Source organism: Amycolatopsis sp. NPDC114505 (assembly GCF_055633615.1).
Map to the genome: position 1 here is coordinate 1,681,049 of NZ_JBVKDV010000001.1, position 21,868 is coordinate 1,702,916.

Consider the following 21,868-nt stretch of genomic DNA (forward strand, 5'->3'; position numbering starts at 1 on the left):
GGCGTGCATGGGCCGGATCCGGCGGCGCACGGTGCTCGGCGGCGCGGCCGCGGCCACCGTCGCCGGCTCGTTGACGGCCGCGTGCGCGGTTCCGCCGCGGAAGGGGACGATCGACGACGTCCGCCACGTCGTGGTGCTGATGCAGGAGAACCGGTCGTTCGACCACTACTACGGCACCATGGCCGGCGTACGCGGTTTCGGCGACCGCGCGGCGCTGCGGGACGTCTTCCGCCAGCGCGGCAAGGGCGCGCCGGTGCTGCCGTTCCGGGTCGACACGTCCGTTGTGGACGGCCAGGACCTCGGCGAGCTGCCGCACGACTGGAACAGCACGCACCGAGCGTGGAACGGCGGCGCGTACGACAGCTGGGTCAAGGCGAAGAGCCCCATGACGATGGGGTACTTCACGCGCGACGACATCCCGTTCCAGCGCGCGCTGGCCGGCGCCTTCACCCTGTGCGACCACTACTTCTGCTCGATCCAGGGGCCGACGCAGCCGAACCGGCTGTTCCACTGGACCGGCACGATCGACCCGGACGGCGTCGCCGGTGGCCCGGTCACGCACAACTTCCCGGACTACGAGCCGTCGTTCCACTGGACGACGTACCCGGAGCGCCTCGAGTCCGCCGGGATCACCTGGCGGATCTACGCGAACGACGAGGAGCGCGGCGTCCCCGAGCACTTCGCCGGCGACTACGGCGACAACCCGCTGTGGCTGTTCCGGAACTTCCACGACGCGCTGTACTCGATGGACCCGGTGAAACAACGGCTGGCCGAGCGCGCGAACCTGCGCAAAAAGCTGCTGCCCGACTCCGGCAAGGGCAAGGACCTCGACCACGTGCTGGCCGAGTTCATCGCCGACTGCGCGGCCGGGACGCTGCCCGCGGTGTCGTGGGTCGTGGCGCCGTACGGCTACTGCGAGCACCCCGCCGCCCGGCCGGTCGACGGCGCGTCCTACGTCCAGCGGATGCTGAAAGCGTTGTGGGACAAGCCGGAGCTGTGGGAATCGACCGTCGTCTTCATCAACTACGACGAAAACGACGGCTTCTTCGACCACGTCGTGCCGCCGACGCCGCCACCCGGGACGCCGGGCGAGTACCTGCCGGGGAACCGTCCGGAGAAGGGCGGCGCGTCCGGTGCGCCGGTGCCGATCGGGCTGGGGCCGCGCGTGCCGATGACCGTCGTCTCGCCGTGGAGCCGGGGCGGCTGGGTGAACTCGCAGGTCTTCGACCACACGTCGGTGCTGCGCTTCCTCGAGACGTGGACCGGCGTGCGCGAGCCGAACATCTCGGCCTGGCGCCGCGCCATCTGCGGCGACCTGACCAGCTGTTTCGACTTCCGAGCGCACGACACGACGATCCCGCTGCTGCCGGACGCGGACGCGTTGCGCGCCGAAGCCGACCGGACGCAGTCCCGGCTCCCGAAGCCCGGGCTCGGGCCGGGCGCCCTGGTGCAGGACCCCGGCACGGCGAAGGCGCGCCCGCTGCCGTACCAGCCGGTCGCCTGGGCCACGGCCGGGCCGGACGCGCTCGAGCTGCACCTGGCCAACCACGGCACGCAGACGCTGCAGCTGGCCGCGTACGCCTACCACGCGGGCGGAGCGTCACAACGCTTCGACGTCGGCCCTGGCGTCTCCACGACGGGCGAAGTCGCGTACGCCGACTCGTACGACATCGCGATCCACGGCCCGAACGGCTTCGTCGTCGAGGCTTCCGGCAAGGCGGGTCTTGACGCCTCCGTCACGTTCACGCCGGCGCCCGCGCTGCGGGTCACGGTGACCAACAGCGGGCCGGCGCCGGTCGCGCTCAACGACGTCACGCTTCCGCCAGGCGGTTCGCACGAGTTCCCGGTGCCGGCGAAGAACGGCTGGTACGACGTCACGTTCGAGGCGCCCGGGTGGCGTCGCCGCTTCGCCGGGCACCTCGAGGACGGCCGCCCGTCGCGGACCGGGCCCTAGCGCAGGGCGTCCAGCGCGAACGCGGCGAGCATCGCGACGCCGCTCGGCATCGCGTCCTCGTCGAAGAGCACACGGTTGGAGTGGTTCGCGGCCGCTTCGGCGGGGTCGACGCCGGGCGGGCACGCGCCGAGGAACGCGTACGCGCCCTGAACGCGTTGCAGGACGTAGGAAAAGTCTTCGGCGCCCATCAGCGGGTCCGCCATCAGTTCGACGTTCTCCAGGCCGAGCACGGCCTCCCCGAGCGTCAGGACCTCGGCGGCGACGCGGTCGTCGTTGACGGTCACCGGGTAGCCCGGCTCGACGTCGGCGACGACGCGGCAGCCGTACGCGGCGCCGACCTGCTCGCACACCTTCGGCAGCTCGGCGCGGACCAGCGCGCGCGTCTGCTCGGACAGCGTACGGATCGTGCCCTGCAGCTCGGCGGTCTCCGGGATGATGTTCGTCGTCGTGCCGGCCTGGATCCGCGTCACCGAAAGCACCGCGGGGTCGAACACGCTGACCCGGCGCGTGATCATCGTGTGCAGCGCGCCGACCATCGCCGCGGCCGCCGGCACCGGGTCGATCGTGTGCTGCGGCGCCGAGCCGTGGCCGCCCTTGCCGGTCACGAGCACCGAGAACGAGTCCGCCGACGCCATCTGCGCGCCCGGCCGGACCGACAGCAGTCCACTCCGGAGGTTGGCGAGGATGTGGACGCCGAACGCGCGCTCGACCCGCGTCCCGGCGGCGTCGAGCACGCCTTCGTGGATCATGAACCGGGCGCCGTGGTGCCCCTCCTCGCCCGGCTGGAACATGAACACGACCGACCCGGCCAGCTTGTCCTTGCGCCCGGCGAGCAGCCGCGCGGCCGAGGCGAGCATCGCGACGTGCGTGTCGTGCCCGCACGCGTGCATCGACTCCTCGTCCTCGGAGGCGAAGTCGAGGCCGGTCTCTTCGGTCAACGGCAGTGCGTCCATGTCGCCGCGCAGCAGCACCGCCGGGCCGGGCCGTGAGCCGCGCAGGACGGCCGTCAGCGACGACGTGGCCTTGCCCTCGGTGATCTCCAGCGGCAGGTCGGCGAGCGCCTCCCGGATCGCCGCCTGGGTGATCGGGAGGTGGAGGCCCTGCTCCGGGTGGCGGTGCACGGCACGCCGGAGCGCGACCGTGCGGTCTTGCAGCGCCCGCGCGTCGTCGAGGAGGCCGGCGAACGGTGTGCCGGGCAGCGTGGGCAGGTCAGTGGGGCCGGTCATGCTCCCGATAGTGCCCCATGCGGCGCTTCGGGCGCACCGTGCGTGCGTTCGGTCGAGCGGCGGAATACGGTGTGCGCATGGCGGTGGATGAGCCGGTCACGGGCTTCGCGGTAGCCGTGGTCCGGGAAGACGGTCGGTGGCGGTGCAGTGCGCTCGACCCGGGGGCGCTGACCGAGCTGGACGCAGCGATCACTGAACTGGGCAAACTACGTTCCACCGGTGCGTCCTTCGGGCTGCTGGCGGTCGACGACGAGTTCTTCGTCATCGTCCGGCCGAGCCCGCGGGGGCCCTCGTTGCTCCTCTCGGACGCGGCGGCGGCACTGGACTACGACATCGCGGCGGACGTCCTCGACGTCCTGCGCGTCGACCCACCGGACGAAGAGGACGACTCCGTCTGGCCCGAGGGTGATCTCGGGCTGCTGGCGGACCTCGGGCTGCCCGGGCCGGAGCTGGAGGTCATCGTCGGCGAGGTCGACCTGTACCCGGACGAGCAGCTGCAGATGGTGGCGCAGCGCTGCGGGTTCGGCAGCGAGTTCGCCAAGCTCCTGGACGAGCTCTGAGACGGCCGTCCGACACCGAGGCCGTGGAGGCCGCGCTGGAAGCGGCGCGGGCTCCCGGCTCGGACGTGCCGATCGGGGCGGTCGTGTTCGACCCCGACGGGAAGCCCCTGGCGGCGGCCCGCAACGCCCGCGTGGAGCTGGGCGACCCGACGGCCCACGCGGAGATCCTCGCGCTCCGCGCGGCGGCGGGCGTGGTGGGCGACGGCTGGCGCCTGGAGGGCTGCACGCTGGCGGTGACGCTGGAGCCGTGCACGATGTGCGCGGGCGCGCTGGTGCTGGCCCGGATCTCACGGCTGGTGTTCGGGGCGTGGGAGCCCAAGACGGGCGCGGTCGGGTCGCTGTGGGACGTGGTCCGCGACCGCCGTCTCAACCACCGCCCGGAGGTCCACGGAGGCATCCTTTCGGCGGAGTGCGCATCCATCCTGGAGACGTATTTCGCCACGCGGCGCTGACCTTCGTGGCCCGGTGGGTACCCACTGGGCATGACTATGAAGGACAAGGTCCAGCAGGCAGTCGGCGGCGCCCGTTCGAAGCTCGGGAAGGCGACGGGCAACCGGCGCATGGAGGCTTCCGGACGCATGCAGCGCCGTCGCGCCCAGGTGGCCGAAGTGGCCCACGACCTGCGTTCGAAGGCCCGCGGCCTGGTGCGAGACGCGCAGGTCAGGCGCCGCGGCGACCGGGGCGCCGACCCCTTGTGATGGGCGCGGGTGCCCTCCGGTATTGTTCTCGGCGGTGGCGTGTCCGAGCGGCCGAAGGAGCACGACTCGAAATCGTGTGACGGCTAATCCCCGTCCGTGGGTTCAAATCCCACCGCCACCGCTCTCGAAACGCCCGGCAGCCTCACTGAGGTTGCCGGGCGTTTTTGCGTTGACCCGACACCGGTAGTGCCTTCGCTCGCCGACGCGGTACAGACCGCACTGCTTGACTTGAAGGGCTCTTGAAGTGTGACCGTGGTGGGAACCTGCTGATCACCAAGGAGCGCACCATGAAGGTCCTCGTCACCGGGGCCACCGGCAACACCGGCCGCCACGTCGTCCGGGGTCTGCTCGACCGAGGCGCTGACGTCAGGGTCCTCGTTCGCGACCCGGCGAAGGCGCAGCAAGGCGAGGTCATCCAAGGCGACATCGCCGACCCGGCCGAAGCCGCCGAGGGAGTCGACGCCGTTTACTTCGTCTGGCCCTTCTACTCCGCCGAAGGTATCGACAAAGCCCTAAAACCCTTCAAAGACAAGAAGATCGTCTACGTCTCATCGGCAGCCGCCGAAGACGGTGGTTTCTGGGCCGACGTCGAAGACGTCATCAAAAACGTCACCGACGACTGGACCTTCCTCCGCATCACCGGCCTCGCCACCAACACTCTCGGCTGGGTGGAGCAAGCGAAAACCGGCAAAGTCCGGGCACCCTACGGGCAAGCCAAACGCTCCCTCGTCCACGAAAAAGACGTCGCCGACATGGCGATCAAGGCGTTCACGGAAGACCATGCGAAGCAGATCTACCTCGTCACCGGACCGGAAGCCCTGAGCCAGGCGGACCAGGTGACGATCATCGGACAAGCTCTGGGAATCCCTGCGAAGTGGGAAGAGCAGCCCGAAGAAGAAGCAAGAAAGCAACTGGGCGAGGAATTCGCGAGGAGCGCCCTGCCCTACTGGGCGTCCCTTGTCGACGATCCGGAGCCCATTTCGCTGGACGTCCCCACCGTCACCGGCCATCCGGCGAGGAGCTTCGAAGACTGGGCCCGGGAACGGTTCAGCTGAGCTGGACCGCCGGCGCCGTCAACGGTTCCAGTTCCGCCAGCAGCGAGGACAGCAGCGCGATCTTCGCGGAAACCGTCCGGACGACCGCCGCGCACGTCGTGCTGACCGTGCTCACCACCTCGGGGGACCGGTCGTCCGCCAGGACCGCTGCCACCGATGCCGAAGCGGCGGAAGCCAGGGCGGACACCTCCGCGGACGCCGATACCGCCAACGCGTCCAGCTCGGAAGCGATCCGGACGCCCAGCGCCGCGGTGGCCGCCGCCGCGCGGGCGGCCGCTCCGTACTGGGCGTCCACTGTGTCCGCCCAGATGCCGAACGTCTCCGCGCTGCCGCCGCCTTCGCCTTGCTCGACGCCATCGCGGAACTCCGCGGAGGCCGACGTCACCAGGGACGCGCCCGCGTCGACCGCCGAAGCCGACGCGCTGATCGACGACGGTGAACAGTCCAGGTGGCGCAGGGCCGCGACCGGGTCCGGGGCGCCGATGCGGCCCGCAGCCGCGCGCAAGGACGCCAGCTGGGCCGCCGCCGAGGTCAACGCCGGGTGTTCGAACACCGGAGACGTCACGGTGCCACCGCGATCCGCCCCCGGAAGCCGGTGCTCCGGGTGCTCTCCGCCGCCATGCGCAGCCGGCCGGCGAGATCGGACGTCGCGTCGCCGAGGACGCGCGCGTCCGCTTCGCGGGCGGCGAGCGCGGCCGACCAGCGCGCCGCCAGCTCGCGAGCCTGTGCCGAGATGCCGAACGGCGTCGAGTCGACGCGGGCTTCGGCGAACCTGCCCGCCGCCTTGTCGTCGGCGGCCGTCGCCTGGTCCAGCTGGTCGGCGGCGATGCGTAGCCGGTCCGGGTCGATCCGCGAGCCTCTGCCTTCCGGCATCGTGACCTCCGTCGTCAAGGGCGCTCACCCGATCGTGGAAGATCTTGCCTCATGCTCCCGAGCCGCCCGCATCGCGGTGACCTGCGGCGTTGACCGCGTTCCACCAAGTGGACGTCTTGACCGCAGGGCGGGAGGAAGAACACCATGAGCACATGCCCGCCACCTCGGAAAGCACGCCTGTCCGGTGGCACGGCCGCGCCTCCAAGCGGTCGGTCGGGGAAGGCACCGTGGAGCTCCTGCTGCGCCGCGGCCGCCTGGGCTCGCCCCCTGCCTGACGCGAGCCCGGCGTCCGAACCCTCCGAAAACCCTTGGAGCACAACCATGTCCGTAGAGCTGCCTGCCCGGATTCAGCTGCGGGAGGCCATCGCACCCCCCGACGGCCTCCTCGAGGGCCCGCGCGTCCTGCACCGGAGCGAGAGCGAACCGTACGAACTCTTCCGGATCCGCCCGCTCGGCCGGGTGATCGGCGCGGAGATCGACGGCGTCGACCTCCGCCGCCCCGTCACCGCCGAGCTGCGCGAAGAGCTCAACCGCGCCCTGCTCGAGTGGAAGGTGATCTTCTTCCGCGACCAGGACATCACGTCCGCGCAGCAACGCGCGTTCGCCGCGAACTGGGGCGAGCTGGAGACCAACCCGTTCATCCCCAAGGGCGATGACGACGCTGTCACGCGCTTCGAGCGCACCGCCGCCATGCCCGGCTACGAGAACATCTGGCATGTCGACGTCACCTGGCGGCCCAACCCGGCGCTCGGCTCGGTGCTGCGGCTGATCCAGGTGCCGCCCGTCGGCGGCGACACGATGTGGGCCGACATGGCCGCCGCCTACGACAACCTGCCCGAGGACGTCCGCGCCCGCATCGACGGGCTCACCGCGGTCCACGACTACCTCCCCGGCTTCGACCGGTTCTCCGATCCCGCGCTCCTCGCGCAGTGGCAGGACGAGTTCCCGCCGGTCGAGCACCCGGTGGTCCGGACGCACCCGGAGACCGGGCGGCGCACCCTGTTCGTCAACCAGGCGTTCACCACGCACATCGTCGGGATGGACCGCGCCGAGAGCGACCGGCTGCTGCGCTACCTCTTCCTGCAGGCCCACACGCCCGAGTTCCAGGTCCGGTTCGGCTGGCGGCCGAACTCGGTGGCCTTCTGGGACAACCGCGCCACGCAGCACTACGCGGTCAACGACTACCACCCGCACGTCCGGATCGCGGAGCGCGTCGCCATCGCGGGCGACCGGCCGTTCTGACCCTTAGCCTGGGGGCATGACCGATGAACCCCAGGCAGTGGTGACCGGTTTCCTGAAGGCCCTCGAAGACCTCGACATCGACCGCGCGCTGACGTTCGCGGCGAGCGACATCGTGTACCAGAACGTGCCGTTGCCGCCCGCCCGCGGCGTCGCGGCGGTCGAAAAACAGCTGCGGCTGATGGCCCGGTTCGGCTCCGGGTTCGAGGCGCGGACGCACCACATCGCCTCGGACGGCAACGTCGTGCTCACCGAACGCACCGACGTGCTGCGCCGCGGCGCGTGGGAAGCGGAGTTCTGGGTGTGCGGCACGTTCGAGGTCGAAGCCGGCCGGATCGTGCTGTGGCGCGACTACTTCGACTGGACGACGGTCCTGGCCGCGAGCGCGAAGGGTGCTGGGCGGGTCGCACTCGCCGGCGCGCGCACGCTTATCGGCCGCTACAAGGCGAAGCAGGCAGTGCGCTAGACGCGGTGTTCGCCGCGGTCGTGGTCCCGAAGGTCCACGACCGCGGCTATCCCCAGCACCAGCACGAACACGCAACTGAGAACAATCAGCCCCCACATGATGGTTCTCCCTCCCCCGCGTGTTCGTGCCGGTCGAGAGCTGTCTAAAAGTGGTCTGTGCCACTTTTCCGGCGGCTCACGCAGACCGTACCGCCGCTTCACGCGGGTTGTTCCGGGTCTTAGGGAGCATTTAAGGCAGATGCGCCGGATGGGTGACAGTCGCACCGCGTCCTGTAACAGCTCGCACGCGATCAGTTACGTGCCAACGCTTACCGATGCTATTCCGTCCCGGATGGAGACGGACGTCGAGCGCCGAGCCGAGAGATCCGCGACGTACTGCAGGACTTTGCCCGCTTCGTCCCCGGCGAGCGGTACGCACTCGTTGTCGGCGTCACGCCGCACCGGGATCAGCTCGAGCCGGGGTTCGTCGCCGAACATGCAGCCGGCCAGCAGCCCGTCGACGTACCGGCCGCGCATCGCCGGCCAGTCGAAGACGAGGTTGCCGAGGCTGTAGAGGATCGGGCGGCCGCGGTGGACCTCGACGGCCTGGATCGTGTGCGGCCCGTGCCCCGCCACCAGGTCGGCGCCGGCGTCGATCACGGCGCGGCCGTAGGTGACCTGGTACTCGGCCAGTTCTGGGCCCGGCAGGCCCCAGTGCATCGAGACGACGACGTGGTCGTGGGCCGCCTTGGCCTGCTTGACGTCGGCGACCAGCCGGTCGAGGTGTTCGGGCACCGGCGACGTGCGCACCAGCGGCGGGCGGCCCGGGATCTCCGCGACGCGCGGATCGGGCTGGTAGGCCGTGGTCGCAAACGCTTGCGCGACGCCGGGAAAGTCCAGATGCGAGCCGTAGGGGCGAAGCGACGTGTAAGCGAGGAAGGCGACCTTCTCCCCGGCCCGTTCGAGCACCGCGGGTGCGTGCGCGGCGGCGAGGTCCGGGCCCGCGCCGCAGTGCGCGATCCCGGCCTGGTCGAGGACCGGGAGGGTGGCCGGCACGGTGAGGTCGTTGGCGCACGAGACGACGTCGATGCCGCCCGACGTCAGCGCTTCGGCCATCGCCGCGTCGAGGGGACCCTCGAGGTTCGCGAACCGGACATCGGCGCCCTTGAGCAGCGGTTCCAGCCGTTCGAACGCCGTCGACGGCTTCGCGCGGCCCTGAACGTTGACGTCTCCGCCGAGTACCAGCGTGATCACAAAACCTGCTCTGCCGAAAGAGTGACGACGAAAGTAGTTGTTACGAATCGTTGCACCTTTGTCTTCCTCCTCCTCATCTGTTCGGGGGACTATGCCACGACTGTTCAAGCACAAAGGGGACTCAGGGTGATCAAGACCCACAGAGCCAAGACCGCGCTGACGGTGGCCGTCGCGTCCGGTTTGGTGCTCGGCGGAGTGGCCGCACCGGCCGCCTTCGCGGCACCGAGCGCCGACGCGGTCATCGCCGAGGTCTACGGCGGTGGCGGCAACTCCGGCGCCACGTTGACCAACGACTTCGTCGAGCTCGCCAACCACGGTACTGCCGCCACGAGCGTCGACGGCTTCAGCGTCCAGTACCTGCCCGGCTCGCCGAGCGCATCCAGCACCTGGCAGGTGACGCAGCTGGCCGGCAGCGTCGCGCCGGGCGGGCGTTACCTGGTGGCCGAGGGCAAGGGTTCCGGGGGAACCGTCCCGCTGCCGACGCCGGACGCCACCGGCACGATCGCGATGTCCGCGACCGCGGGCACGATCGCCCTCGTCTCCGGGACGACCGCGCTGACCTGCAAGACCGCCGCGGACTGCGCCGCCGACCCGAGGATCAAGGACCTCGTCGGGTTCGGCACGGCGACCGTGCGCGAAGGCGCCCCGACGGCCGCGCCGGCCAACGCGACGTCCGTCGCGCGCGGCGCGTCCCTGGTGGACACCGACGACAACGCCACCGACTTCACCGTCGGCGACCCGACGCCGACCAACACCAAGGGCGAGACGACCGGCGGCGGTACTCCCGGCGACCCGGGCACCCCGGCGAAGATCCACGAAATCCAGGGCACCACGCGCATTTCGCCGTTCAAGGACAAGAAGGTCAGCGACGTCACCGGCGTCGTCACCGCGACCAGGACGTTCGGCTCGGTGCGCGGCTTCTGGATCACCGACCCGAACCCGGACAACGACCCGCGCACCAGCGAGGGCCTGTTCGTGTTCACCGGCTCGACCAGCCCGGCCGTCGCGGTCGGCGACGCGGTGACCGCGGCCGGCACCGTCCGCGAGTTCTACCCGGACGCGCCGGCGACGTCGAACTACCAGTCGCTCACCGAGCTGGGCAGTGCACAGTGGACGGTCGGCTCGCACGGGAACGCGCTGCCGGCGCCGACCGTGCTCAACCCCGACACCGTGCCGACGACGTACGCGCCGTCGCCGGGCGGGAACATCGAGGCGCTCCCGCTGGAGCCGGCGAAGTACGCGCTGGACTTCTGGGAGTCGCACGAGAGCGAGATCGTTTCGGTCAGCGACGCCCGCGTCGTGGGCCCGTCGAACTCGTTCAACGAGCTGTACGTGACGACCAAGCCGGACCAGCACAAGTCGGTTCGCGGCGGCAGCGTCTACCTGGGTTACGACCAGTTGAACAGCGGCGTGCTCAAGGTGTCCTCGCTGATCCCGTTCGACCAGCGGCCGTTCCCGAAGCTCAACGTCGGTGACTTGCTGACCGGCACGTCGTCGGGCCCGGTCGAGTACAGCAACTTCGGTGGCTACACGCTGTTCGCCAGCGTGCTCGGCACCGAAAAGGACAACGGGCTGCAGGGCGAGACCACGCGCAAGCAGCGTTCGGGCGAGCTCGCCGTCGCGACGTACAACGTCGAGAACCTGGCCCCGGGTGACCCGCAGGCGAAGTACGACCGGCTCGGCGAGGCGATCGTGACGCACCTGGCGACGCCGGACATCGTGAACCTGGAAGAGATCCAGGACAACACGGGCGCGACCGACGACGGCACGGTGGCGGCGGACCAGACGCTGCAGAAGTTCACCGACGCCATCGTCGCCAAGGGCGGCCCGCGCTACCAGTGGCGTTCGATCGACCCGGTGAACGACCAGGACGGCGGCCAGCCGGGCGGCAACATCCGGGTGGCGTTCCTGTTCAACCCGGCGCGCGTGTCCTTTGTGGACAAGCCAGGTGGGACGTCGACGTCGGCGGTGGGCGTCGTCCGTGACCACGGGAAGGCGCACCTGACGGCGTCGCCGGGCCGCGTCGACCCGGCCAACGAAGCCTGGGAGGCCAGCCGGAAGCCGCTGGCCGGCGAGTTCGTCTTCAAGGGCCGCACGGTGTTCGTCATCGCCAACCACTTCAACTCCAAGGGCGGCGACCAGCCGACGCACGGCCGGTTCCAGCCGCCGGTGCGCAGTTCCGAGGTGCAGCGGGCGAAGCAGGCCACGGTGCTGCGCGGGTTCGTCGATTCGTTGCTGGCGGCCGACAAGAGCGCCAACATCGTCGTGGCGGGCGACCTGAACGACTACCCGTTCTCGCCCGCGGTCCAGACGCTCACCGCCGGTGGCGCGCTGAAGGACCTGATTGCGTCGGTGCCCGAGGCGGAGCGGTACAGCTACGTGTTCGAGGGCCAGTCGCAGGTGCTGGACCACATCCTGGCGTCGAAGGCGCCGCGCGGGGTGGACTACGACGTCGTCCACATCAACGCGGAGTTCGCCGACCAGGCCAGCGACCACGACCCGCAGGTGATCCGGTTCCGGCCGAGCACCGGCAACGCCATCCAGGACGCGCTGTACGACCTGCTCGACTACCTGGAGCAGGTGCTGGGCAAGTACTTCCCGTAAGTCTCACTGTTCAAGGCCACCACCGGGCGCCGTCCGGTGGTGGCCTTTTTCTTTGTGCCACACCATCGGGTGACAGGGAAACCGCAGCGCGTTCGCCGCCGTCTTTACTGGTGACGGGACCACAGGGGAGGGTGGCGTGGACGGATACGCGGTGAAGGCCGACGAGCTGGGCAAGCTCATCGGTGACCTCGACACGGCAGCGGGCCGGATGGCCGACGCGAACAGGAAGCTGGGCGGCGGCGGAGCGTTCGGGTCGTTGGGGACGGCCGAGCTGGGCCAGGCGGGGGTCTCCTTCGAGGAGGCGTGGGGCTACGGGATCGGGCGGCTCGGTGAGGCGGCTTCGGACATTACTGAGCGGCTGAAGCAGGCGAAGCAGAAGTACGAGCAGATCGAAGCGGAGTTCGGCGGCGAGCTGAAGAAGTTCGGCTCGACGGTGATGGGCGCCAGTCCCGGGGTGCCGGGCTTCGGTGACCTGGCTGGGCGCGATGGCAAGGTCGGCGGTGGGGTCACGGGCGGCGTGCCCGGCATCAACGACCTGGCCGGTCACGAGGGCCGGCCGACCGGTGGCGGAATCGGCGACTTGGCCGAGCCGGGCGGTGGCATGGTCGGCGGCGGCGCCACCGGCGGTATCGCCGACATCCTGAACGGCCTTGACCGATGAGCGCCCGCGACTTCCCGGCTCTGGGTTTCGACCCGGTGCCCGGCGACCTCGACGGCATCACCGACCTGGCGGGCAAGTACCGGGCCGTGAGCAGCGACCTGACCGAGGCCGACGACTCGCTCCGGCAGATCGTCCGCAAGCAGGGCATCTGGCAGGGCGAAGCGAGCGATGCCTTCTCCCGGCGCATCGGCCCGTTGCCGCAGTACCTCGAGGGTGCGGCCAAGTCGATGGGCCAGGCCGCGGACGCGCTCGAAGGCTGGTCCCGCGACCTCGGTGACCTGCAGAAACGTGCGTCCGACCTGGAGGCCCGCGCGGCTGCGGCCGCCAAAGCGGCGGAGCAGGCGCGCGCGAACCCGGACTTGGCCCTGGCCGACCGGACGTTCCCGGACCAGCCGTCGCTGCAGATCGCCCAGCGCCTGCTGGACGACGCCGGCCGGCAACTCCAGTCCGCCATCGACGGCTGCCAGAACATCCAGGATGCGGCGAAGCAGCTCGAACAGGAGCACACGGCGGCAGCGGCCCAGGTCGCGGAGGCACTGCGGAAGGCGAAGGAGCTTGCCCCGGAGGAGCCGGACGTCCTCGACCAGCTGACCGACGCCGTCGGCGGGGCATTTGTCGACTTGGGCAACGTCCTGGCCGACTCGGTCGACCAGGCGTGGGACTTCGTCCAGGACCACGCGGAGGTGATCAGCAAGGTGTCGGATGTGGCCGGTGACGTCGGCAACCTGCTCGGCTTGGTCGGGGACTGCGTGCCGGATCCGGCTGGGACGGTCGTCGGTGCCGTCGGCGCCGAGCTGGGGTTGATCGCGCTGGCCGGGCACGCCACCGCCGCGTCTGCGGGAGCCGATGTCGCGCCCGAGACGCTGACCTTCGATGCGGCCGGGGTCGTCAGCACCCTGATCGGTCTCGCGCCCGGCGTGCCGGACTGGGTGGCCAAGGTCGGCACTTACGGCCTTCTCCACGAGCAGGCCCTCGGCGAGTTGTTCGGCGGCGGCGACTTCGAAAGCCCCCTCGACGACCTCAAGAGCTACTGGGTTCCGAAGGACGCGAACCAAGTGTTCGCGGCCGGGGTTTCTCCGGCGGGCGTCGCGTTGTGGAACGCCGCCAGGGCCGGCGCACAGGCCGACGACGCGCCGGCGCGTCGGCGGGAGCGGGCGGAAGACGAGGTGTGGGGCTGATGCCGCTGCAGATCGACCTGCCTCCCGGGTTCGCCGGGATGCCGGTGGGCACCGACGACAAGATGAACCGCGGCCACGCCTGGACCATCGCCGAAAGCCTGGCGTCCGGGACGTCCGTCGAGGAGTTCGGCAGCTACCTGATGGCGCTCGTCCCGGCGATGCGGGCGAACGGCATCCGCGTCTTCGGCAAGTTCGCCGTCGGCCGGCGCAAGGGTGACGTCGCGACCTTGACGCTCGGCGTCGCCCAGTGGCCGGAGACCGCGCCCGGCAACCGAGACGCCCTGGTGGCGGCGCTGGCCGAGCAGTACCGGAGCCGGCACAAGCTCGCGGCGGTGCAGCCGGTTCGGCTCCCGATCGGCCCGGCCATCGTGGCCTTCAGCGGCGGCGAGTTCCACCTGCCCGACGACGACGTCCGCACCCAGATCAAGGCGGAGTACCAGATCCCGCTGCCGAACGGCCGGTCCGTGGTGATCCTTTCGGTGGTGGCGGAGTCCGAAGACGCCTGGCCCGCGGTCGCCGAGGCGACGGCGAAGGTCGCTTGGAGTCTCCGCAGCGAGGAGACGACGTGAGTGAAATGGTGCTGGCGGCCGGCTCCAGTCGATCGGCGACGGATTGGCTGACCCTCGCGCTGTTCGGCGCGGTGGCCGTCGGAGGTCTGACGCTCACCGTCGTTCGTGCGGCTCGATCGATGAAGCCGCGCAAAAAACAGATGGCGAAGCTGGCCGCCGAACTGAACGGCCGGCAGCAGGTCTACATCCGGATGATCGAAAACGGTCTCGCCATCGACGACCTCGCCTGGGTCGCACGTAGTCGCGGGTACAGCCTGATCGTCCACCGGCACTTGAAGTACTACGAATTCGTGTACACCCCGTACCAGCCCGGGAGGGTGGCATGAGCGACAACGCGCGGCTGATCGAGGAAATGCGGTGGCAGCTCAAGCAGATCGACGACCGCAAGGCCGAGAACCAGCGCCTCCTCGCGGGCATCGCCGGGAGCAATGACACCACCGTCACCTCGCCGGATCGGTCCGTCACCGTGCTCGCCGGGCCCGGCGGTGTCGTCAGCGAAGTGCGGCTCGCGCCCGAAGCCATGCGCCTCGACGCCGTCACGCTCAGCCGGACCATCACCGCCGTCGTCCGGGAGGCGGTCGTCGCGACCGGACAGCTCGGCGAGAAGCTGCCGGTCAGGCAAGCGCCGCAACGCAAGCCGGCCCCGGCGGTCGACGACGAGCCCTACGACACGGTCTTCGATGTCTAGACCGGCGGCGGCTGCTCGCCGCGCTTCGAAGCCGCTCGCTTGGCGCGCCAGCCCAGGGCCAGCACCGCCTGGACCAGCTCCTGGTAACTGGGCTTGACCTCCTCGAGGTACCGCTCCAGATACGCCGGGCGCGCCGTCAGGACCGGGCGGGGCTCGTCGCCCGGGTCCAGCCAGAGCAGGCCCTGGATGTTGTGCAGCGCCATCTTCCACCAGCGGGTCGCGCGCTCGGCCGCGCGAGCCTCGCGCTCCTTCGCCGTCTCGATGGCGTTCTGGGCTTCCTCGATCTGCCCGGCCAGCTCCTCGGCGCGCGCCAGCTCCCAGGCGCGCAGGTTCTCCGCCGAGCCGCGGGAAAGGGCGATGATTTCCTTGTACCGCATGGCCGCGGTGGCGCCGTCGTCGGTCACAATGCGTTCTCCGGACGCTGGAACGGGATGATCACTTCGGGGGCGCCGTGGGTCGTGCGGTCGAAGAACAACGCGCGGCCCGGACGTGGTGACCAGTGCACCACCTGGCCCGCCGCGAACGGCGCCAGCTCGTTGCCCTGGACGTCGAGCGCCGCCCACGTGCCGATGTCGTCGGTGCCCGCGAAGCCCAGCGTGTCCTTCAACCGGGCGATGCTGCGCCACCAGCCGATCGTGTGGACGCCGTGGCTCGGGCCCTGCTTCAGCACCATCCGCAGATGGTCGAGGCCGCTCTTCAGCTGCCCGACGGCCTTGACCTCCAACGTCGGCAGCGCGGCGTCGACCCCGTACAGGAGCAGGACTTTCGCGCCGCCGGACAGCGCGCCGGTCATCGACTCCAGCACGCCGGTCAGGTCTTCCACCAGCGTGGCCGCGTGGCCGTCGGCGCGCAGCCGCTCGGTCAGCTCCAGCGCCGCCGGGGCGCAGGCCTCGATCGGGCAGCTCAGCACGAACTCGATTTCGCCGGGCTCGTACTGCTTCGACAGCGAGCGTGCCGCCGAGTCCATGATGGACAACGCTTCGGCGGTGGCCGAGCCGAGCACCGCGACGTTGCGGCCCGGCGCCCGCGGCAGCTCCACGCCGCACGCGGCCTCGGTGACGTCGATCGACTGGCCCAGCAGCGCCCGCGGCCGCGAGCTCGGCTTCAGGTCCAGGTACGCCGGGAACTGTTCCAGGATCGGCGAATGCGCGCCGTCGAACAGCCGCGGCCGCGGGAACCGGCCCTGGTACTCCTCCCACAACCGGTGCTGCAGCTTGACGAACACGTTCTTGCTGCTCGCGTCCGGGATGTGGGCCAGCTGGTTGCCGTGCGCGACGCCGGAGTCGTGGTTGATCACCCCGTGCCACTTCGGGGCCGACACCGCCGCATTGTTCGTCTCGGCCAGCACGCGCCGCGCCTTCGGCATCGCGATGCGCAGCGTGCACTGCTCGAACACCGCCGGCTTGCCCCAGAACGCCTCGATGCCGGCGACGTCCTGGCTGGCCAGCACCATGTGGATGCCCTGTGACCGGCCGCGCCGCGCGATGTCCTCCAGCAGCTGCGTGGCCGTTGCTGTCACCTGGTCGCGGCCCGCGAACAGGTACTGGAACTCGTCGATCACCGCCACGATCCGCGGCCAGTGCCCGCCGGGGTCGGCTTCGCGGAGGTCGGCGAGGTTCGTGACCTCGTGCTCCTTCGCGGCCGCGGACCGGCGCCGCAGCTCGTCGGCCAGGTACCGCAGCAGCGCCAGGCCGAACTCGCGGTCGGTGTTGACGTTGACGCCGACGAGCCGCGCGTGCGGCAGCCAGCTCGCGTCCTTGCGCCCCGGCGCCAGCCCGGCGAACGAGACGCCTTCCTTGAAGTCCAGCAGGTACAGCGCCAGCTCGTCCGGTGTGTACCGCGCCGCGAGACTGCCGAGCAGCGCGTACAGGAAGTTCGTCTTGCCCGAACCGGACGGTCCGCCGATCAGGGCGTGCGGGCTCGCGTCGCCGATGACGACCTCGACCGGCTCGCCCTCGAAGAACCCGACCGGCGCGCGCAGCTCCCGGGCCGAGCTCTCCTGCCCGATCTCGGTCGGCATCAGGTCGTCGAACGACCGCGGCCCGCCCTGCTTGGCGATCAGCGCGGCAGCGATCCGGTCGGCGGCGCGGATGACCTGCCCGGACGGCATCGGCGGATCGAGGGTGACGACCAGGTCGGTGCCGGTCATGCTGCTGATCGCCTGCCGGTCGTCGATCAGGCTGAGCGTCTCGACCGACGCGCTCACGGCGGTCGGCACGTCGATCATGATCAGGCAGATCCCGGCGGCCAGCGCTCCACTCGCGACACGCTTGAGGTCGCGGGCGCGCTCCGGCTCGAGGGTTTCGCCGTTGCCGTACAACACGACGATGCGGAACGGCTCGACCCGCTCCTGCCGGTCGATGCGCAGCTCCCGCAGCGACGTGTGCCCCGCCTGCATGCCGGTCGCGTGGATGCGGCGGATGTGCCCGGCCAGCTCGTCGAGGAGGTCCTCGAGCCGGCCCGGGTCGTACAGGGAAAGCGCGCTCGTGCGGCTCAGCGGGTAGAGGTCGGGCAGGATCGCGGTCAGCTGCCCGATGTCCCACAGGTGCACGCGCACCGCGCCGGGTTCGAACGTCGAAAGCACGCGGATCAGCAGGTTCTGCACGATGCCGTCGATGGTCGGGCGCGTCTTCGGCGCCGACGTGATCGCCAGGTGCGACTCGTCGAGCAGCGGGACCGCGACGTCGAACGTGCGGGTGGCGTCGCCGCCGGCGGCCGTCGCGGAGCCGACGCGCCACAGGCCGGGCGAGGTGATGCCGGCGTTGTGGCCGACGCGCCCGAGCCAGTCACCCGGCGGCAGCCCGGCCGCGCCGGGTGAGTTCTGCGAGACGAGTTCGCGCAGCGTCGTGGGTCCGTTGCCCCAGTCGGTGTAGAAAGCGCTTCGCACGCTGCCGAGCCCGCCGAACACTTCGTGCGCGGCGGGGTGCCGGGACCACTCGTTCTGCTGCTCGGCACTCGCGTGGTTCATGCCGACGCGGACGATGTCGCGCTCCAGCTCGAGTTTGGCGAGGTCGGCCTCCGCGGCTTGGCGCGCCCCGGCCGCCGCACCCAGGACCAGCCCGATCTGGTGGCGGACCCGGTCGAGGGCGGTTTCGACCCGGTTGCGTTGCTCGGCTGACTTGTTGGCCATCGGCGTCCCCAAGAAAAGGTGTCCCCAAAAGGATTACAGGCGCGACCGGTATCCGCTCACCAGATCTTCGGCAGCGGCCAGCCGGACGAGGAGCTGGTCCAGCCCCTCGCCGGCCTGCGCGTACTGCGAAGGCAGCCAGGGATCGGCCTTGGCCTGGGCGTCCACGAGTGCTTGCCGGGCTTCCCCGAGCAGGCTTGTGGCCCGCTCGGAGTGGGCGCGCGCGTCGGCGAGCCCGGCCACGACGGCGGTGAGCAGCTGGTGGAGTTCGGCAAGCGTCATCCGGCTAGAGACGCGCCGAGTAGGAGTCGGCGGAGGAAATGCTTGCTTGAACCGTGCTCTGCAATCCGTTGATGCCTTGCAGAGCCTCCGCCAGCAACCCGTGCGCCTGGCTCACTTCGTGCTGGCTGCTGCCTTGCGTCGCTTGTGCGAGCGACTGCTGGGCTTCTTCGAGAGACTGCGCTGCCTGCTGCAGGGCGGCGATGCTCGCGGACGCCTTTTCATTGGCGAGCGCGATGCCAGCGCGGATCTCTTCGACTCCGGCCATCGGGCCTCTACTCCTCGGTCGTACGGGGGCGGATATCTATTGAAACAGATCCAACGACTCAGCGTGATCATCTGATTGTGCGGAGTGATCACGGGCTTGGAATCAGCAAGGCCCCGGACGTGGGACGTCCGGGGCCGGGCCGATCACGGTGCGTGCCGGGGTTGACCTGGCACGGATCTCGCACACTGAAGTCGCTGGCCAGCGCTACCCCAGGTCAGAGCGGTTTTCGTGCCACTGCTGGCCTTTCTGGAAGCGTCGGGCTCGGGTTGGGGTGAGACTAGCGCGACCGGAGCAACGGGCTGCGCTCAGCCCTGCTCGTAACTCCCTGTGGACGAACAGATTTGTCCGGCAATCGCTCGAAAGACATTTCACATTTCGGGCAGCGGGGGCCCGGACGAGCGGCGCGGCCGCATCCGCACGGGCAAGTGCTCGTGCGAGCCGGATTCGGGACAGGCCACGGACTTCCGGGCCGGAACGACGAAACGCCGGGCGCGCGGCCCGGCGTTTCGCCTGTTCAAGTGCGGAGGATACAGGATTCGAACCTGCGAGGGCGTGAACCCAACACGCTTTCCAAGCGTGCGCCTTAGGCCGCTCGGCCAATCCTCCGCAGGAGACGATACCGGATGGCCGTCCCGGGACCTGAAGGTGGGTCTCAGCCGTTGGCGGCCGGCGGTGCCGCGACGACGTCGGCCACCACGCACGTGATGTTGTCCGGGCCGCCGCCTTCGTTGGCCAGGCGGATCAGCTCCGGGATCACGTCGGCCGGCTCGGGGATCGCCGCCAGGATGTCGCGCATGGTGGCTTCGGTCACCGGGCCGCTCAGTCCGTCCGAACAGAGCAGGTAGCGGTCGCCCGGCTTCGCCTTGAACGTCCAGATGTCGGGGTCGCTGGAGCCCGTCGTCTGCAGGGCCTTCATCAGCAGCGACCGCCGCGGGTGCGTGGCCGCGTCCTCGGCCGCGACCCGGCCGTCCTCGACCAGGGCCTGCACGAGCGTGTGGTCGCGGGTCAGGCGCCGCAGGTCGCCTTCGCGCAGCAGGTACCCGCGGGAGTCGCCGATGTGGGCCGCCGCGAACTCGACGCCGTCGAACATCAGGACCGTCAGCGTCGTGCCCATGCCCGCGGTGGTCGGCTCGTTCGAGGCGACCTCCGTCAGTCTTTCGTCGATCGACTTGACCACGCCGGCCAGTGTCGCGGCCAGGTCGACGTCCGTGAGGTCCATCCGCCGGAGGTCGACGTCGAGCTCGCGCAGCACGTCGACCGCGGTCGCGCTGGCGACTTCGCCGTGCGGCTGGCCACCGATGCCGTCGGCGACGGCGAGCAGGCGGGAACTCGCGTACAGCGAGTCCTCGTTGACCTGGCGTCGCTTGCCGACGTCCGACCCCGCGGCGTACCGGAGGACGTACCGATCGTGTGTCATGCACCCATGAAAGCATTGGTTGACTGAGTTCACAAGCAACTCGGCTGAATGGAGCACTCTCCGATAGAGTTCCCGCCATGGACGACGACGCCACGGTCAGCGCGGCCGACATCGCGCGCCTCGCCGGGGTCGGCCGGGCGGCGGTGAGCAACTGGCGCCGTCGTTACCCGGACTTCCCGCCGCCCGTCGGCGGCACGGCGTCGAGCCCGTTGTTCGGCCTGTCCGCCGTCACCGGCTGGTTCCGCGCCCGCGGCAAGAAGTTCGAGCTGTCCGCGGGCGAACGCGCGTGGCAGCGGTTGCGTGCACTGGGCGACGACCTCGACCTCGCCGAGCGCGTGAGCCGCGCGGGCGCCTTCTTCGCCTTCCAGGCCGGGATCCTCGACACCTTCGACAGCAGGCTCGACGACCCCGAGCTGATCACCCTGCTCAGCGAGATGACGCACCGGGCCGGGCCGGTCGAGTCGTTCGAACTGTTGTGCCGCCGTTACTTCGAGGCGCATTCGCGGCGGTTGTCGGCCACGCCGGAGCCGGTCGCCGAGCTGATGGCCCGGCTCGCCGGCCCGGTCTCGGCGATCCTCGACCCCGCGTGTGGCTTCGGCGCGCTCGCGCTGGCGAGCGGCGCGAAAACCGTGCTGGGGCAGGACAGCGACCCGATGACGGCGTCGATCGCGACGTCGCGCCTGCGGCTGCGCGGCATCGAAACCGAGGTCTACGCGGTCGACGCCCTGCGCGAAGACGCCTTCGCCGGCCGGACGGCCGAAGCCGTGCTGTGCGACCCGCCGTTCAACGAACGGGCCTGGGGCCACGACGAGCTCGTCGGCGACGCGCGCTGGGAGTACGGCCTGCCGCCGCGCGGTGAGCCCGAGCTCGCGTGGGTGCAGCACTGCCTCGCCCACGTCGAACCCGGTGGTGCGGTGGCGATCCTGATGCCGGGCGCGGCGGCCGGGCGGCGCAGCGGCAAGCGCATCCGCGGCAACCTGCTGCGGGCGGGCGCGGTCCGCGCGGTCGTCACGCTGACGCCGGCCGGTCCCGACCTCTGGCTGCTGCGGCGGCCGGAGCCCGGGCAGCGCCCACCGTCCACCGTGCTGCTGGCGGAGGCGGGCGACGATCTGTCCACTGTGGACGAAATGTGGCAGGAGTTCCGCGAGCACCCCGAGTCCGGCGTCCGGATCATCGACCTGCTCGACGACGACGTCGACCTCACGCCGGCCCGGCGCCGTGGCCGCGACGAGGACGTCGGCCAGGCGTTCCAGGCCGTGCGGAGCCGGTTCGCCGAACTGGCGCCGCGGCTGCCGCCCCTCGAAGCCGCCGACGGAGAACCGGCGTTCACGACGATCGGCGAGCTGGTCAAGGCCGGGGTGGTCGAGGTCCGGCACGCGGCCCGCGCCGACGCCGAGCACCCGACGGCCGACGACGGTGACGTGGTCGCGTCCGTGACCGGGATCGCGTACGTCCACAGTGGACCACCGGAGGCGGTTGGTCCGGGGCTTACGGTGTACCGCGTCGACCCGGATCGGCTGGACGCGGACTTCCTGGCCGGCTGCCTGCGCGCGGCCGACCTGCCCGCCGCGTCCGCGTCGACCCGGATCGACGGGCGGCGCGTGCGGATCCCGCGCGTCCCGAACGACGTCCAGCGCGAGTACGGCCGGGTCTTCCGGAACCTGGCGGAATTCGACGCCGTCCTGCGCGAGACGGCGGAAACGGGCCGTGAGCTGGTGAGGCTAGGCTTCGCTGGACTTGTCGAAGGACGGCTCCGCCCAGGAGGCGGATAGGG

23 protein-coding genes and 2 tRNA genes are annotated in these 21,868 nt (G+C 70.6%); 15 read left to right on the forward strand and 10 right to left on the reverse strand.

Translation table 11 applies throughout. From position 1 onward, the window contains the following. Positions 1-7: 7 nt before the first annotated feature. Positions 8-1,954 (forward strand): phosphocholine-specific phospholipase C, encoded by a 1,947-nt coding sequence (locus ACZ7OU_RS08460; RefSeq protein ID WP_470254646.1) that lies wholly within the window; start codon positions 8-10, stop codon positions 1,952-1,954. Here the strand turns inward: ACZ7OU_RS08460 and ACZ7OU_RS08465 are convergent. Continuing rightward, on the reverse strand, positions 1,951-3,180 hold the full coding sequence (locus ACZ7OU_RS08465) for a M20 metallopeptidase family protein (protein ID WP_470240517.1): 1,230 nt from the start codon (positions 3,178-3,180) through the stop codon (positions 1,951-1,953). The two genes, ACZ7OU_RS08460 and ACZ7OU_RS08465, sit on opposite strands and share 4 nt — an antisense overlap. Positions 3,181-3,257: 77 nt before the next feature. Between ACZ7OU_RS08465 and ACZ7OU_RS08470 the strand changes: the two genes are divergently transcribed. From ACZ7OU_RS08470 to ACZ7OU_RS08490, 5 genes are all read left to right on the forward strand, one after another. After that, entirely contained in the window at positions 3,258-3,740 is a 483-nt protein-coding gene (locus ACZ7OU_RS08470; RefSeq protein WP_230863018.1) for a tRNA adenosine deaminase-associated protein, read from the forward strand. 23 nt (positions 3,741-3,763) lie between these two features. Beyond that, on the forward strand, positions 3,764-4,192 hold the full coding sequence (locus ACZ7OU_RS08475) for a nucleoside deaminase (RefSeq protein WP_470254647.1): 429 nt from the start codon (positions 3,764-3,766) through the stop codon (positions 4,190-4,192). Positions 4,193-4,222: 30 nt separating this feature from the next. Continuing rightward, positions 4,223-4,438, forward strand: coding sequence for a CsbD family protein (locus ACZ7OU_RS08480; RefSeq protein ID WP_470254648.1), 216 nt, complete (start codon positions 4,223-4,225; stop codon positions 4,436-4,438). Positions 4,439-4,471: 33 nt separating this feature from the next. After that, positions 4,472-4,559: transfer RNA gene (locus tag ACZ7OU_RS08485), tRNA-Ser, on the forward strand. Between the two features lie 166 nt (positions 4,560-4,725). Further along, positions 4,726-5,493, forward strand: a complete 768-nt coding sequence (locus tag ACZ7OU_RS08490) for an SDR family oxidoreductase (RefSeq protein WP_470254649.1) — start codon at positions 4,726-4,728, stop codon at positions 5,491-5,493. On the opposite strand, the gene ACZ7OU_RS08495 is transcribed toward ACZ7OU_RS08490, so the two are convergent. Next, complete coding sequence (locus ACZ7OU_RS08495; protein WP_470254650.1) at positions 5,486-6,058, reverse strand: hypothetical protein; 573 nt, start codon at positions 6,056-6,058, stop codon at positions 5,486-5,488. The two genes, ACZ7OU_RS08490 and ACZ7OU_RS08495, sit on opposite strands and share 8 nt — an antisense overlap. After that, positions 6,055-6,366 carry a hypothetical protein gene (locus tag ACZ7OU_RS08500; RefSeq protein WP_470240548.1) on the reverse strand — a complete coding sequence of 104 codons (312 nt, stop codon included), beginning with the start codon at positions 6,364-6,366 and terminating at the stop codon, positions 6,055-6,057. The genes ACZ7OU_RS08495 and ACZ7OU_RS08500 overlap by 4 nt, the downstream gene beginning before the upstream one ends. 321 nt (positions 6,367-6,687) lie before the next feature. On the opposite strand from ACZ7OU_RS08500, the gene ACZ7OU_RS08505 reads away from it, so the two are divergent. Together ACZ7OU_RS08505 and ACZ7OU_RS08510 are read left to right on the forward strand one after the other, a co-directional pair. Next, positions 6,688-7,608, forward strand: coding sequence for a TauD/TfdA dioxygenase family protein (locus ACZ7OU_RS08505; RefSeq protein WP_470254651.1), 921 nt, complete (start codon positions 6,688-6,690; stop codon positions 7,606-7,608). Between the two features lie 16 nt (positions 7,609-7,624). After that, a complete protein-coding gene (locus tag ACZ7OU_RS08510; RefSeq protein ID WP_470240550.1) occupies positions 7,625-8,071 on the forward strand; it encodes a limonene-1,2-epoxide hydrolase family protein in 447 nt (148 codons plus the stop codon). A 293-nt stretch (positions 8,072-8,364) separates the two neighbouring features. Here ACZ7OU_RS08510 and ACZ7OU_RS08515 read toward each other — a convergent pair whose 3' ends face one another. Further along, positions 8,365-9,303 (reverse strand): CapA family protein, encoded by a 939-nt coding sequence (locus tag ACZ7OU_RS08515; protein ID WP_470254652.1) that lies wholly within the window; start codon positions 9,301-9,303, stop codon positions 8,365-8,367. 126 nt (positions 9,304-9,429) lie between these two features. Between ACZ7OU_RS08515 and ACZ7OU_RS08520 the strand changes: the two genes are divergently transcribed. The 6 genes from ACZ7OU_RS08520 to ACZ7OU_RS08545 all read left to right on the forward strand — a co-directional run bounded on the left by ACZ7OU_RS08520 (position 9,430) and on the right by ACZ7OU_RS08545 (position 15,003). Continuing rightward, positions 9,430-11,907 carry an endonuclease/exonuclease/phosphatase family protein gene (locus ACZ7OU_RS08520; RefSeq protein WP_470254653.1) on the forward strand — a complete coding sequence of 826 codons (2,478 nt, stop codon included), beginning with the start codon at positions 9,430-9,432 and terminating at the stop codon, positions 11,905-11,907. 136 nt (positions 11,908-12,043) lie between these two features. Further along, positions 12,044-12,568, forward strand: a complete 525-nt coding sequence (locus ACZ7OU_RS08525; RefSeq protein ID WP_470254654.1) for a hypothetical protein — start codon at positions 12,044-12,046, stop codon at positions 12,566-12,568. After that, positions 12,565-13,746: a WXG100 family type VII secretion target gene (locus tag ACZ7OU_RS08530; protein WP_470254655.1), complete on the forward strand. Its 1,182-nt coding sequence runs from the start codon at positions 12,565-12,567 to the stop codon at positions 13,744-13,746. Before ACZ7OU_RS08525 ends, ACZ7OU_RS08530 begins: the two co-directional genes overlap by 4 nt. Beyond that, complete coding sequence (locus ACZ7OU_RS08535) at positions 13,746-14,315, forward strand: hypothetical protein (RefSeq protein ID WP_470254656.1); 570 nt, start codon at positions 13,746-13,748, stop codon at positions 14,313-14,315. The genes ACZ7OU_RS08530 and ACZ7OU_RS08535 overlap by 1 nt, the downstream gene beginning before the upstream one ends. Positions 14,316-14,320: 5 nt before the next feature. Next, the gene (locus ACZ7OU_RS08540) at positions 14,321-14,641 is read left to right on the forward strand and encodes a hypothetical protein (RefSeq protein ID WP_470254657.1); all 321 of its coding nucleotides are present in this window, start codon (positions 14,321-14,323) and stop codon (positions 14,639-14,641) included. After that, positions 14,638-15,003, forward strand: a complete 366-nt coding sequence (locus ACZ7OU_RS08545) for a YbaB/EbfC family DNA-binding protein (RefSeq protein ID WP_470254658.1) — start codon at positions 14,638-14,640, stop codon at positions 15,001-15,003. The genes ACZ7OU_RS08540 and ACZ7OU_RS08545 overlap by 4 nt, the downstream gene beginning before the upstream one ends. On the opposite strand, the gene ACZ7OU_RS08550 is transcribed toward ACZ7OU_RS08545, so the two are convergent. The 6 genes from ACZ7OU_RS08550 to ACZ7OU_RS08575 all read right to left on the reverse strand — a co-directional run bounded on the left by ACZ7OU_RS08550 (position 15,000) and on the right by ACZ7OU_RS08575 (position 20,094). Further along, positions 15,000-15,407 carry a hypothetical protein gene (locus tag ACZ7OU_RS08550; protein WP_470240557.1) on the reverse strand — a complete coding sequence of 136 codons (408 nt, stop codon included), beginning with the start codon at positions 15,405-15,407 and terminating at the stop codon, positions 15,000-15,002. The genes ACZ7OU_RS08545 and ACZ7OU_RS08550 overlap by 4 nt on opposite strands. Next, entirely contained in the window at positions 15,404-18,133 is a 2,730-nt protein-coding gene (locus ACZ7OU_RS08555; RefSeq protein WP_470254659.1) for an FtsK/SpoIIIE domain-containing protein, read from the reverse strand. Before ACZ7OU_RS08555 ends, ACZ7OU_RS08550 begins: the two co-directional genes overlap by 4 nt. A gap of 33 nt (positions 18,134-18,166) precedes the next feature. Then, positions 18,167-18,412 (reverse strand): hypothetical protein, encoded by a 246-nt coding sequence (locus ACZ7OU_RS08560; RefSeq protein ID WP_125308449.1) that lies wholly within the window; start codon positions 18,410-18,412, stop codon positions 18,167-18,169. 4 nt (positions 18,413-18,416) lie between these two features. Further along, positions 18,417-18,677, reverse strand: a complete 261-nt coding sequence (locus ACZ7OU_RS08565; RefSeq protein ID WP_003056176.1) for a hypothetical protein — start codon at positions 18,675-18,677, stop codon at positions 18,417-18,419. A gap of 521 nt (positions 18,678-19,198) precedes the next feature. Beyond that, positions 19,199-19,283: transfer RNA gene (locus ACZ7OU_RS08570), tRNA-Ser, on the reverse strand. A 46-nt stretch (positions 19,284-19,329) separates the two neighbouring features. Next, positions 19,330-20,094: a PP2C family protein-serine/threonine phosphatase gene (locus ACZ7OU_RS08575; RefSeq protein ID WP_470254660.1), complete on the reverse strand. Its 765-nt coding sequence runs from the start codon at positions 20,092-20,094 to the stop codon at positions 19,330-19,332. Between the two features lie 77 nt (positions 20,095-20,171). Between ACZ7OU_RS08575 and ACZ7OU_RS08580 the strand changes: the two genes are divergently transcribed. Next, entirely contained in the window at positions 20,172-21,866 is a 1,695-nt protein-coding gene (locus tag ACZ7OU_RS08580; RefSeq protein ID WP_470254661.1) for an HsdM family class I SAM-dependent methyltransferase, read from the forward strand. Positions 21,867-21,868 lie beyond the last annotated feature (2 nt).

Bases quoted from the DNA above. Each gene is read 5' to 3' on its own strand.
- ACZ7OU_RS08545 (WP_470254658.1), top strand. From the start codon at position 14,638: ATGAGCGACAACGCGCGGCTGATCGAGGAAATGCGGTGGCAGCTCAAG.
- ACZ7OU_RS08565 (WP_003056176.1), bottom strand. From the start codon at position 18,677: ATGGCCGGAGTCGAAGAGATCCGCGCTGGCATCGCGCTCGCCAATGAA.
- ACZ7OU_RS08535 (WP_470254656.1), top strand. From the start codon at position 13,746: ATGCCGCTGCAGATCGACCTGCCTCCCGGGTTCGCCGGGATGCCGGTG.
- ACZ7OU_RS08505 (WP_470254651.1), top strand. From the start codon at position 6,688: ATGTCCGTAGAGCTGCCTGCCCGGATTCAGCTGCGGGAGGCCATCGCA.
- ACZ7OU_RS08540 (WP_470254657.1), top strand. From the start codon at position 14,321: ATGGTGCTGGCGGCCGGCTCCAGTCGATCGGCGACGGATTGGCTGACC.
- ACZ7OU_RS08480 (WP_470254648.1), top strand. From the start codon at position 4,223: ATGACTATGAAGGACAAGGTCCAGCAGGCAGTCGGCGGCGCCCGTTCG.
- ACZ7OU_RS08470 (WP_230863018.1), top strand. From the start codon at position 3,258: ATGGCGGTGGATGAGCCGGTCACGGGCTTCGCGGTAGCCGTGGTCCGG.
- ACZ7OU_RS08555 (WP_470254659.1), bottom strand. From the start codon at position 18,133: ATGGCCAACAAGTCAGCCGAGCAACGCAACCGGGTCGAAACCGCCCTC.
- ACZ7OU_RS08490 (WP_470254649.1), top strand. From the start codon at position 4,726: ATGAAGGTCCTCGTCACCGGGGCCACCGGCAACACCGGCCGCCACGTC.
- ACZ7OU_RS08460 (WP_470254646.1), top strand. From the start codon at position 8: ATGGGCCGGATCCGGCGGCGCACGGTGCTCGGCGGCGCGGCCGCGGCC.
- ACZ7OU_RS08500 (WP_470240548.1), bottom strand. From the start codon at position 6,366: ATGCCGGAAGGCAGAGGCTCGCGGATCGACCCGGACCGGCTACGCATC.
- ACZ7OU_RS08560 (WP_125308449.1), bottom strand. From the start codon at position 18,412: ATGACGCTTGCCGAACTCCACCAGCTGCTCACCGCCGTCGTGGCCGGG.
- ACZ7OU_RS08575 (WP_470254660.1), bottom strand. From the start codon at position 20,094: ATGACACACGATCGGTACGTCCTCCGGTACGCCGCGGGGTCGGACGTC.
- ACZ7OU_RS08510 (WP_470240550.1), top strand. From the start codon at position 7,625: ATGACCGATGAACCCCAGGCAGTGGTGACCGGTTTCCTGAAGGCCCTC.
- ACZ7OU_RS08530 (WP_470254655.1), top strand. From the start codon at position 12,565: ATGAGCGCCCGCGACTTCCCGGCTCTGGGTTTCGACCCGGTGCCCGGC.
- ACZ7OU_RS08465 (WP_470240517.1), bottom strand. From the start codon at position 3,180: ATGACCGGCCCCACTGACCTGCCCACGCTGCCCGGCACACCGTTCGCC.
- ACZ7OU_RS08580 (WP_470254661.1), top strand. From the start codon at position 20,172: ATGGACGACGACGCCACGGTCAGCGCGGCCGACATCGCGCGCCTCGCC.